This window comes from uncultured Jatrophihabitans sp. (genome assembly GCF_964246335.1).
Lineage (GTDB): Bacteria > Actinomycetota > Actinomycetes > Mycobacteriales > Jatrophihabitantaceae > Jatrophihabitans.
Genome location: NZ_CAXTQF010000090.1, coordinates 1 through 10,639 on the forward strand (window position 1 = coordinate 1; position 10,639 = coordinate 10,639).

9 protein-coding genes are annotated in these 10,639 nt (G+C 69.2%); 8 read left to right on the forward strand and 1 reads right to left on the reverse strand.

Annotated elements, in window-relative coordinates; all coding sequences use genetic code 11:
• The 3 genes from ACFFCN_RS17415 to manA all read left to right on the forward strand — a co-directional run.
• On the forward strand, nucleotides 1-321 hold a 321-nt coding region (locus tag ACFFCN_RS17415; RefSeq protein ID WP_375493702.1), incomplete at its 5' end, for an SIS domain-containing protein.
• A gap of 127 nt (nucleotides 322-448) precedes the next feature.
• Nucleotides 449-1,378, forward strand: coding sequence for a cation diffusion facilitator family transporter (locus ACFFCN_RS17420; RefSeq protein ID WP_375493703.1), 930 nt, complete (start codon nucleotides 449-451; stop codon nucleotides 1,376-1,378).
• Entirely contained in the window at nucleotides 1,378-2,502 is a 1,125-nt protein-coding gene (manA, locus tag ACFFCN_RS17425) for a mannose-6-phosphate isomerase, class I (RefSeq protein WP_375493705.1), read from the forward strand. The genes ACFFCN_RS17420 and manA overlap by 1 nt, the downstream gene beginning before the upstream one ends.
• On the opposite strand, the gene ACFFCN_RS17430 is transcribed toward manA, so the two are convergent.
• Complete coding sequence (locus ACFFCN_RS17430; RefSeq protein ID WP_375493707.1) at nucleotides 2,503-3,834, reverse strand: glycerophosphodiester phosphodiesterase; 1,332 nt, start codon at nucleotides 3,832-3,834, stop codon at nucleotides 2,503-2,505.
• A gap of 241 nt (nucleotides 3,835-4,075) precedes the next feature.
• On the opposite strand from ACFFCN_RS17430, the gene ACFFCN_RS17435 reads away from it, so the two are divergent.
• The 5 genes from ACFFCN_RS17435 to ACFFCN_RS17455 all read left to right on the forward strand — a co-directional run.
• The gene (locus ACFFCN_RS17435; protein WP_375493709.1) at nucleotides 4,076-5,272 is read left to right on the forward strand and encodes a nucleotide sugar dehydrogenase; all 1,197 of its coding nucleotides are present in this window, start codon (nucleotides 4,076-4,078) and stop codon (nucleotides 5,270-5,272) included.
• Nucleotides 5,269-6,051: a glycosyltransferase family 2 protein gene (locus tag ACFFCN_RS17440; protein WP_375493711.1), complete on the forward strand. Its 783-nt coding sequence runs from the start codon at nucleotides 5,269-5,271 to the stop codon at nucleotides 6,049-6,051. Before ACFFCN_RS17435 ends, ACFFCN_RS17440 begins: the two co-directional genes overlap by 4 nt.
• A gap of 21 nt (nucleotides 6,052-6,072) precedes the next feature.
• Nucleotides 6,073-7,098: an NAD-dependent epimerase/dehydratase family protein gene (locus ACFFCN_RS17445; RefSeq protein ID WP_375493713.1), complete on the forward strand. Its 1,026-nt coding sequence runs from the start codon at nucleotides 6,073-6,075 to the stop codon at nucleotides 7,096-7,098.
• A gap of 59 nt (nucleotides 7,099-7,157) precedes the next feature.
• The gene (locus ACFFCN_RS17450) at nucleotides 7,158-9,107 is read left to right on the forward strand and encodes a hypothetical protein (RefSeq protein WP_375493715.1); all 1,950 of its coding nucleotides are present in this window, start codon (nucleotides 7,158-7,160) and stop codon (nucleotides 9,105-9,107) included.
• 55 nt (nucleotides 9,108-9,162) lie between these two features.
• Nucleotides 9,163-10,639 (forward strand): adenosylhomocysteinase (locus ACFFCN_RS17455; RefSeq protein ID WP_375493717.1); only part of this gene is annotated, 1,477 nt, incomplete at its 3' end.

A 10,639-nucleotide genomic window follows, 5' to 3' on the forward strand; every position in this document is an offset into this window, starting at 1 on the left:
CGGGTGGACGACGAGCCCACCCGCCCGCGCCCGCGGCTGCTCGTCGTCGGTGACGACGGGACCGCGGCCGACATGTTGTTGGGTGAACGCAGCGACGCGCAGATCCAGCTCGACGAGGTCGCCGCGCGGCGCGCGGCCGCGGCGCTGCACGAGCTGGCCGCCCAGTTCGGGCTGCGTTCGTCGAGCGTCGCCGTGCCGGCCGGCGAGCCGCTCGCCCGGTTCGCCGCCGCTACGGCGTTCGGCGAGTTCACCGCCGCCTACCTGGCGTTCGGGCTCGGCCTCGACCCCGGGTCGCGCGGTCCCGCCGAGCGAGATCACTGATGGGCACCCCCACTGCGGCCCACCGCCCCGTCCCATTTCTCCCGCTGATCAACAGCAGGATTTGCGCATCAGGGTGCGCAAAACCTCCTGTTGATCAACAAGCGGTGATGCGTGGGGAGGGGGCACGGTGAGCGCGTCCGGCGGGAGCAAAGCGATCTTCGCCGCGCTCGGCGCCAACCTCGGCATCGCAGTGATCAAATTCGTGGCGTTCGGCATCACCGGCTCGTCGTCGATGCTCGCCGAGGGCGTGCACTCGGTCGTCGACTCGGGCAACCAGGGGCTGTTGCTGCGCGGCGCCCGGTCGGCGCGGCGGCGCGCCACACCGCAGCATCCGTTCGGCTTCGGCCGCGATCGTTACGTCTACGGGTTCCTCGTCTCGCTGCTGCTGTTCTCCGCGGGCGGGTTGTTCGCGCTGTACGAGGGCGTGCAGAAGATCCGGCACCCGCACCACCTCGACAGTGCACTCGTGGCCGTCGTCGTGCTCGTCGTCGCCATCGGCCTGGAGTCTTTCTCGCTGCGCACGGCGGTGCACGAGTCGCGCGAGCTGAAGGGCGACGATTCGTGGTTCGGCTTCGTGCGGCACGCGAAGAACCCCGAGCTGCCGGTCGTGCTGCTCGAGGACGTCGCCGCGCTCACCGGCCTCGCGTTCGCCCTCATCGGCGTGGCGCTCGCGACGCTGACCGGCCAGCCGGTGTGGGACGGCATCGGCACCTGCGCCATCGGCGCGCTGCTCATCACCGTGGCGCTCGTCCTCGTGGTCGAGACGAAGAGCCTGCTGGTGGGCGAGTCCGCTTCTGCGGCTGATCTCACCCGTATCGAGGCCGGCCTGGTGGGTGACGGCGAAACGAGCGGCGTCGAGCGGGTCATCCACCTGCGCACGATGCATCTCGGCCCGGACGAGCTGCTCGTCGGCGCGAAGCTGGCGATGCCGCCCGGCGCGTCGTTGGCGCAGGTGGCGAGCGCCATCGACGCCGCCGAGGCGCGGGTGCGGGCAGCGGTGCCGGCGGCCCGGGTGATCTACCTCGAACCCGACCTCGACCGGGAGCGCAGCCGCTGATGGCCGTCCTCGCCCTCGACGGCGTCCTGCGCCGCTACGACTGGGGCTCGACCACCGCGATCCCGCAGCTGCTCGGGGTCGAGCCCGACGGCCGGCCGGCCGCCGAGCTGTGGTTCGGCGCGCACCCCGATGATCCGTCGACCGTCGTCGAGACCGGCGTGCCCCTCGACCGGGTGATCGACGAGGACCCGCTGACGACGCTCGGCGCGGGCGCGCTCGACCGGTTCGGACCCCGCCTGCCGTTCCTGCTCAAGGTGCTGGCAGCGGGCACCGCGCTGTCCATCCAGGTGCATCCGACACTCGACCAGGCCCGCGCGGGATTCGCCGCAGAGGACGCGGCCGGGATCGCGCGCGACGCGCCGACCCGCAACTACCGCGACGCCAACCACAAGCCCGAACTCGTCTGCGCGCTGACACCCTTCGACGCACTGTGCGGCTTCCGTCCGGTGCCGGTCGTCCGGGATGTGCTGGCCGCACTCGCCCTGCCCGAACTCGACTTCGTGACGGCGGCGCTCGACTCGCCGCAACCGCTACGCACCGCGTTCACCGCGATCCTCGAACACCCGGACATCGCGCCCGTGTCGCGTGCGGTGGGCGAACGCGCATCCGGGCGCGGCGAGACGCTGCACGGCGTCGCCCTGGCCACGCAGGACTTCCCCGGCGACGCCGGCGTAGTGCTCGCCCTGCTGCTGAACTACGTGCGCCTCGAGCCGGGCGAGGCCATCTTCCTCGGTGCGGGCAACGTGCACGCCTACCTGCGCGGCACCGGCGTCGAGATCATGGCGAACAGCGACAACGTGCTGCGCTGCGGGTTGACCGCCAAGCACGTCGACGTCGCCGAGCTGCTCGCGATCACCGACTTCGAGCCGCTGGCGCAGCCACGCTGGCCCGCGCAGCGCGGCGTGTTCGAGGTGCCGGTGCCCGACTTCCGGCTCGTCACCTTCGAGGTCGACGAAGCCGTCGGTCTGGACGATGCAGGCCCGTCGATCGTGCTGTGCACGTCCGGCGCCGTCCAGGTCGGCGACGTGCCGGTCGGCGCCGGCCACGCGGCGTTCGTCCCGGCCGCCGAGGCGACGACGATCAGCGGCGCCGGCACGGTCTACATCGCCGGCGCCGGCGGTTGATCAGCTGCAGCTGCGTGCGTAGAACCCGGTGATGGTGACGGTGATGCCGGCCCACGGGTAGGACGTCGCGATCTGGACGCCGTTGAGTTCCGCCATACCGACCTGGACGATCTGATCGCGGTTCTTCAGCAGGTGCAGGGTTACCGCGTGGGTGGCAAGACCTTCCGGCGTCAGCTGCATTCCTTCGCTCGCGTGCAGCGTCTCGCGAACCTGCAGCCGCGCGACCTCGTAGGTCGGCAGCGGGGCGGCCGTGCGGTAGGTGTACGCGGACGCGGACCGGATCGTCGGCTGGAGTGCGTGATCGGCCACGTTCTGCCAGCCGAGGCTGCAGTGGCTCGACCCGGTGCGGGTCGACACAACCAGCGCGGGGTTGTTGACGATGATCACCTTGGCGCCCGCCGACACGGCGCGTTCGACACCGTCGATCACTGTTTTCTGTTCCGCCGACGTGAGCGCACCCGGCTCGGCGAGCAACGGGTCGACGTTGTAGACGGTCGGCACGAGGCCGATCGAGCGGAGGTACTCATTGAGGTACGGCGTCTCGTAGTCCGCGTTGTAGGACAGGTCGTAGGCGCCCAAGTTCTTGGCCTGCAGCGCCGCCGTCGTGGTCGGTCTCACGATCAGCGCCGAGACGCGTAACGACGGGGACGCGTCGTGGAACCCCGCGATGCCCTCCCACCTGAAGTCCTGCATGATCGTGCGGCCGATCAGATGCGCCGCGACCACGGCGTCGCCGACCTGCTTCGCCCAGGCTCGCACCAAGTCGGGGCTCTCGCCGGAATAGGTCGCCGCCTCCAACCGCAGTTTGGTGGTGGTGTTCGTGCTGTCGAGCAGTAGTTGCAGCAACTGGTCCTCGGTGGGGATCGGCTGCCCGTCACACTGGATCTGCTGCACCTCGGCGTAGGTGAGCGTGTAGACGTTCTGGTCCAGGTACGGCCCGCTGCAGCGCGGCGCGGTGAACTGTTCGTCGTGCTCGATGATCCCGACGCCGTCCGCGGTGATCCAGGTGTCCGCTTCCACCTCGCCGACGCCCTCGGCCAACGCGTTTCCGAACGCCTCGAGCGAGTTCTGCGGTTCCTCCTGGCCGCCGCCCCGGTGCCCCGACACGGTGACGTTGAGGGCGATGCTCGCGCGCAGCGTCGCCGAGTTGCGTATCGGCGCGGCGACCGGCCGGCCGATCACCCGCCCGGCGCTGCTGCCGGGTGCCGACCCCGAGGTCGCCGACGCCGGCCCCGCGCAGGCGAGGACGGTCAGGAGGGCGACGGCAGCGGCGACCCCACTCGCGCCGAACAACGCGATCGTGGATCTCGTGGCGCAGCGCAAGACGCGCATATGTCCTGCTCCTGTAGGGGCGTCGGGCTCGACTCTCTGCGACACCGCGTCGCAGGACCAAGTTAAAGGACTGTAAAATTCGTGGCATACCGAGTCAAGCCCTTCCGACGCGGGATGCACGGCTGACACGCTGTGGCGCCGTCGCGAGGCTCCGGGCGCACCGCCGCTCGGATTGGTACCGTCTCGTCGGCGCTCGGAGGCGGGTGCGCCCGAGAAAAATGGGACAGGATGCGGTCAGTTCATGGTGAATAGCTTTCGGTTCGACGTCGTCATCATCGGCGGTTGCGGGCATGTCGGTCTGCCGCTCGGGATCGCGTTGGCCGATCAGGGCCGCAAGGTTGCGCTCTACGACATCAACGAAGCCACGGTCAAGACCGTCAACGACGGGGAGCTGCCGTTCCGCGAGGACGGTGCCGATGCGCCGCTGCGCGCCGCCCGGGCCGCGGACACGCTCGTGGCGACCACCCAGCCCGAGGTGATCAGCGAGGCCGAGTGCGTCGTGGTGGTCGTCGGCACGCCCGTCGACGAGTTCCTCAGCCCGAACCCGCAGGCCATCCCGCGGGCGATCAACCAGGTCGGCGAGTACCTGCGCGACGGACAGCTGCTCGTACTACGCAGCACCGTCTACCCCGGCGTGACCACACTGGTCGAACGCGCGGTAGCCGCGCTCGGACACGACATCGACATCGCGTTCTGCCCGGAACGCATCGCCGAGGGCAAGGCGATGACCGAACTCCGGTCCCTGCCGCAACTGGTGGCCGCACGCACCCCGCGTGCTCAGGAACGTGCGGCGACGCTGTTCCGCACCCTGACCGACTCGATCGTGCCGCTGGCACCCGAGGAGGCCGAACTCGCGAAGCTGTTCACCAACACGTGGCGCTACATCAAGTTCGCCACGGCGAACCAGTTCTACATGCTCGCCAACGACGCGGGACTGGACTTCACCCGCATCCGCGACGCCCTGATGCTCGACTACCCGCGCGCGGCCGACCTGCCGATGTCCGGTTTCGCCGCCGGTCCGTGCCTGTTCAAGGACGCGATGCAGCTTGCGGCGTTCAGCAACAACAACTTCCCCCTCGGGCACGCGGCCATGCTGGTCAACGAGGGCCTGCCGCTGTACATCGCCTCCCGGCTCGCGGAGAAGTACGACCTGGAGAACATGACCGTCGGCATCCTCGGCATGGCGTTCAAGGGCGAGAGCGACGACATCCGCTCCAGCCTGAGCTACAAGCTGCGTCGTGTGCTGCTCGTCAAGGCGGGCGGCGTCCTGTGCACCGACCCCTACGTCGACGACGCGCGTCTCGTGTCGCATGACGAGGTCATCGCCGGTGCGGACCTGTTGATCGTCGGCGCACCGCACCGGGCCTATGCAGACCTGCAGGCGTCCGTGCCGATCGTCGACGTGTGGAATCTGCGCGGTGACGGGGTCCTGGTGTGACCTCCGATCCTGCGGCGATATCGACGCCTGCGGACGCCGAGGAGCCGCGGGTCAGCATCATCGTCCCCGCCTACAACGAGGGTGAGGGCATTGAGCGGGTCGTGCAGCGCATCGCCCGGGCCGTGTCCGTGCCCTTCGAGCTGCTGATCGTCTTCGACACCCCGGACGACACGACGGCACCCGTCGCGCAGCGCCTGCAGGCCGCGGATCCCCGGGTGCGGCCGACCCTCAACACACACGGCCGGGGGCCGGCGAACGCGATTCGGTTCGGCTTCGACGCTGCCACCGCCCCGGTCGTCGTGGTGACGATGGCCGACGGCAGCGACGACCCGTCACAGATCGGCGCGCTGGTCGACCTCGTCGAGCGTGGGGTGGTGGTTGCCGCGGCGTCGCGGTACATGCCCGGCGGTCAGCAGGTGGGCGGCCCGCTGCTCAAGGGGCTGCTCTCGCGCCTGGCGGGACGCTCGCTGCACCTCATCGCGCGGGTCGGCACGCGCGACGCGACGAACAGTTTCAAGGCGTACTCGACCGACTTCGTGCGGCGGGTGTCGGTCGACAGCAGGCACGGGTTCGAACTCGGCCTCGAGCTCACCGCGAAGGCACGCCGGCTGCGGCTGCCGGTCGCCGAGATCCCGACCATCTGGCTCGACCGGGAGCTCGGCACGTCGAACTTCCAGCTCTACCGCTGGTTACCGCGCTACCTGCGTTGGTATTTCTACGCGTTCGGATCGCGGCTGACCGACGAGGAGACCCGATCAGCCGATTTGTCGCGCGAATAGACGAAAGTGAAGGAGAAAGTCATGCCCAAGGTCCTCGTCACAGGATCTGCCGGGTTCATCGGCGGCTACGTGGTCGAGGAGTTGCTGGGCCGCGGCTACGACGTCGTCGGCCTGGACAACTTCTCGAAGTACGGCAAGGTGCACAAGTCCTACGACGACCACCCGAACTACCTGCTGGTCGAGGGCGACGCACGCGACACCGACCTGATGGTCAAGCTGCTCGACGGCGCCGACCACCTGATCGCAGGCGCGGCGCTCATCGGCGGCATCTCCTACTTCCACACCTATCCGTACGACCTGCTCGCCACCAACGAACGCATCATCGCGTCGAGCTGTGACGCGGCCATCGAGGCCCACCGCAACGGCAGCCTGCAGAAGGTCACCTACCTGAGCTCGTCCATGGTCTTCGAGTCGACGACCACCTGGCCGTCCGTCGAGGGAGACGAGCGCAAGGTGCCGCCGCCGCTGTCCTCCTACGGCTTTCAGAAGCTCGCGGTCGAGTATTTCGCGCGGGCAGCGTGGGACCAGTACAAGTTGCCGTTCACCATCCTGCGGCCGTTCAACTGCGTCGGCGTCGGTGAATCCCGCGCTCTGGGCGATGTGGACGTCCTGTCCGGCAACGTCAAGCTGGCGATGAGCCACGTCGTCCCCGACCTCGTGCAGAAGGTGCTCAAGGGTCAGGACCCGCTGCACGTCCTCGGCAGCGGCGAGCAGGTCCGCCACTACACCTACGGCGCGGACCTCGCGCGCGGCATCGTCACCGCGATGGAGCACCCGGCGGCCACCAACGACGACTTCAACCTGTCGACCGCCGAGTCGACCACCGTCAGCCACCTGGCTGAGGTCATCTGGCGCAAGATCAAGGGCGCGGACGAGCCGCTGCGCATCGTCAGTGACGACCCGTTCGAGTACGACGTCCAGAAGCGCGTGCCGGACGTGGCGAAGGCGCGCGAGAAACTCGGCTTCGAGGCGACGACGTCGCTCGACGAAATGCTCGACGAGGTGATCCCCTGGATCACGCAGGCGGTCGCCGACGGCCGGATCTAGTGGCGGAGCAGCACCGGCGGACGGGCAGCGCCACCCGGCGGGGTGGGACGCGCGAGGACGTGCGATCCGTTGCGCGGCGCTTCGGTCGGCGCAACCGCAGGAGGGTCCGCGAGCTGTGGCCCGCGCAGGGGGCCCTGCTCGCGCTCACCCTGGTGCTGTGCGCTGCACCGTTCGATGTGGTCCCGCACCCCGGGTTCGGCTACGGCGGCCTCGACGCGTCCTGGAAGAGCAGCCTGAACCTGGCCCACCCGCAGGGGCTGCAGTTCGGCAAGGACTTCGACTTCACCTACGGCCCGTGGGGGTTCGTCGACTGGCCGCTCGCCTTCAGCCGCGTCGAGCTCGCCCTGAGCGTCGTCTTCTGGGTGTTGACCCTCGGCTTCACCTGGCTCGCCCTGCGCGCGACCGTGAGCCGGGTGACGACACGCATCGCGGCCGCGGCGATCAGCACCGTCGTGCTGGTCCTCTGCACGCCCGAGACCGGGGAGAGCGCGAGTTCTGCGAGCGCGGTGCTCGTCGTCGGCGCCGCGCTCGTCCTGCTCGACCATGCCGGCGCCGCCGGGCCACGGCGCGCGCGACGCTGGGCGCCGGCTGTCTGCGCCGCGCTCGCAGCTTTCGTGCTGCAGGTGAAATTCTCCGAGGGTGTGCTGCTCATCGTCATGGTGGCGATCGCGTGCCTCTTCACCGCGGCGCGGCGTCTTGTCATGATCGCCTCGGCGGTCGTCGCGTTCGTGGTGACGACCGTCGTCGCGTGGGTCGTCGCCGGCCAGCACCTCGGAAATTTCTGGAGCTGGTTGCGTGCCTCGTACCAGATCTCGAAGTACTACACCGACGCGATGGGCCATCGCGGCGGCTCGCACTTCGACTACCTCGTGCTCGCGATCGTGCTGCTGGGAGTGCTCGCACTCGCCGTACGGTTCTGGGTCGTCGCCGGGCTGCGGCGGGGTCTCGGCGTCATCCTGATCAGCGCGCTCGTCGAATACCTCGCCCTACGCGAGGGGACGGGCCGCTTCGACGCAGTGCATCTCGTGGCGTTCTTCCTGTACTCCTTGCCGGTGGTCGTGTGGTTGGCCACGGCCGGATCGGTCGCGCAGCGCGGCACCGCCCGACGACACGTCCGCCGGCGCCCGATCCTGCTGGTGGCCGGCGGCGCCCTGTGTGTCCTGGTCGTCCTCGAGGCGCAGAACAACGCGATATACCTGAATCCGCACACAGTCGCCCACCGGTGGGGGATCGCTGTGCGGACGGTCGCGGTTCCGGCCCGGCAGCAGGCGATCCTCGACCTGGCGCGCCGCGCCGAGCGGTCCAGTTACGCCGTGCCCCCGGGAATGCTCGCAACAATCGGCAGGCACCCCGTCTCCGTCGACGGTTCCGACTCCGCGCTGCCCTGGGCGTACCGGATGCATAGCGTCGCCGAGCCGTTGGTGCAGTCCTACAACGCGTATTCGGGAGAGCTCGACCGGATCGCCACGGACCGGCTTCGCTCGCTGCCCGCCGACGCCTACATCCTCCGGCCGGTCGTCACGGGCATCGACCATCGCAGCAGCCTCTGGGACCCACCCCTCTACGTCCGTACCGAGATGTGCTCGACGATTCCGGTGTCGAGCAATGCGCGCTGGCTGCTGCTGCGCAAGAGCGCTGATCGCTGTGCCGCTGCGAAGCCGGCCGGCACCGTCCGCGTCGCGGCCGGTCGGCCGGTGACCGTGCCGCACGTCGCGGCCGGGCAGATGGTGACGATGTCGTTCCAGCCGGACGGACCGGGGTTGGGCGAACGGCTGCGACGGCTCGTGGACAAGCCGAGCGCGCCGTTGATCGTGACCGCCCGCGGACGCCGGATCCGATTGCCTCGCGCGCTCGCAGCCGGTCCGCTGATCGTGCAGGTGCCCGCCGAGGTGGGCTGGCCGGCCGCGTTCGGCGGTCATCGGCGCTTCACGTCGGTCGCGTTCAGTGAGCCCGGCACCGTGCACTTCGCTACCACCGGAGTACAGGCGGGCCCGTCCCCGTCACCCTGACCCGGTAAAGCTGACACGATCGTGGTAGATTTATCCCACGATGCAGTCGGTGACCATGCAGCAGGCAGCCGAGGCGACCGGATGGTCGCAGCGGATGCTGCGCTACCTCGAGCAGGCGGGGCTGGTCGCGGCCCTGCGCAGCCCGGGTGGTCACCGGCACTACGGGCCGCGGCAGATCGAGCGGCTGCGCAGACTGCGCACGCTGATCGACGAGCACGGCATCGGCATCACCGAGATCGCCTTCGAACTGCGGATGCGCACCGACGCGCAACTCGCCCGGGCGGTCGACGATTGGTTCGGCCCGCTCTACCGCACAGCCGAGCCACCGGAAGCCGGCATCTTCCGCCGCCTCGCCACCCCGGAGAACCGAGACCGGCCCGAGCACCGCCCGCACGACATTCCGCAAGCTCGTCAATCAAAAGGAGACAGCGTGACCAGCACCCCGACCGCCGAACTGAGCGCAGACAGCGCCGGCAGCGTCACCGATTTCAAGGTCGCCGACCTGTCGCTCGCCGCGTTCGGTCGCAAGGAGATCGACCTCGCCGAGCACGAGATGCCGGGCCTGATGGCGCTGCGCCGCGAGTTCGGCCCGCAGCAGCCGCTCAAGGGCAAGAAGGTCGCCGGCTCGCTGCACATGACCGTGCAAACGGCCGTGCTGGCCGAGACCCTCGTCGCGCTCGGCGCCGACGTGCGCTGGGTCAGCTGCAACATCTTCTCCACCCAGGACCACGCCGCCGCGGCGACCGTCGTCGGCCCGAACGGCACCCCGGAGAACCCGCAGGGCATCCCGGTGTTCGCGTGGAAGGGCGAGACGCTCGAGGAGTACTGGTGGTGCACCGAGCAGATGCTCACCTGGCCCGACGGCAGCGGTCCCGACTCGATCGTCGACGACGGCGGTGACGCCACGATGCTGATCCACATGGGCACCGAGTACGAGACCGGCGGCGCCGTGCCGCAGGTCGAGGACACCGACTCCGAGGAGTACGGCGTCATCCTCAACCTGCTTCGCCGGTCCATCAAGGAATTCCCCGGCCGCTACACGCGCATGGGCGCCGCGATCATCGGCGTCACCGAAGAGACCACCACCGGCGTGCACCGCCTCTACGAGTTCGAACAGGCCAACACGCTGCTGTTCCCGGCGATCAACGTCAACGACTCGGTCACCAAGAGCAAGTTCGACAACAAGTACGGCTGCCGGCATTCGCTGATCGACGGCATCAACCGCGGCACCGACGTGATGATCGCCGGCAAGCTCGCCGTCGTCTGCGGCTACGGTGACGTCGGCAAGGGCTGCGTCGAGTCGCTGCGCGGCCAGGGCGCCCGCGTGGTCGTCACCGAGGTCGACCCGATCTGCGCGTTGCAGGCGGCGATGGACGGCATCGAGGTCGTCACGCTCGAGGACGTCGTCGGCAAGGCGGACATCTTCGTCACCACAACCGGCAACAAGGACATCATCATGGCCGACGACATGGCCAAGATGAAGCACCAGGCGATCGTCGGCAACATCGGCCACTTCGACAACGAGATCGACA

Excerpts from the sequence above, each read along its gene's own strand:
- ACFFCN_RS17430 (WP_375493707.1), bottom strand. The coding sequence starts at position 3,834 with ATGCGCGTCTTGCGCTGCGCCACGAGATCCACGATCGCGTTGTTCGGC.
- ACFFCN_RS17445 (WP_375493713.1), top strand. The coding sequence starts at position 6,073 with ATGCCCAAGGTCCTCGTCACAGGATCTGCCGGGTTCATCGGCGGCTAC.
- ACFFCN_RS17435 (WP_375493709.1), top strand. The coding sequence starts at position 4,076 with ATGGTGAATAGCTTTCGGTTCGACGTCGTCATCATCGGCGGTTGCGGG.
- manA (WP_375493705.1), top strand. The coding sequence starts at position 1,378 with ATGGCCGTCCTCGCCCTCGACGGCGTCCTGCGCCGCTACGACTGGGGC.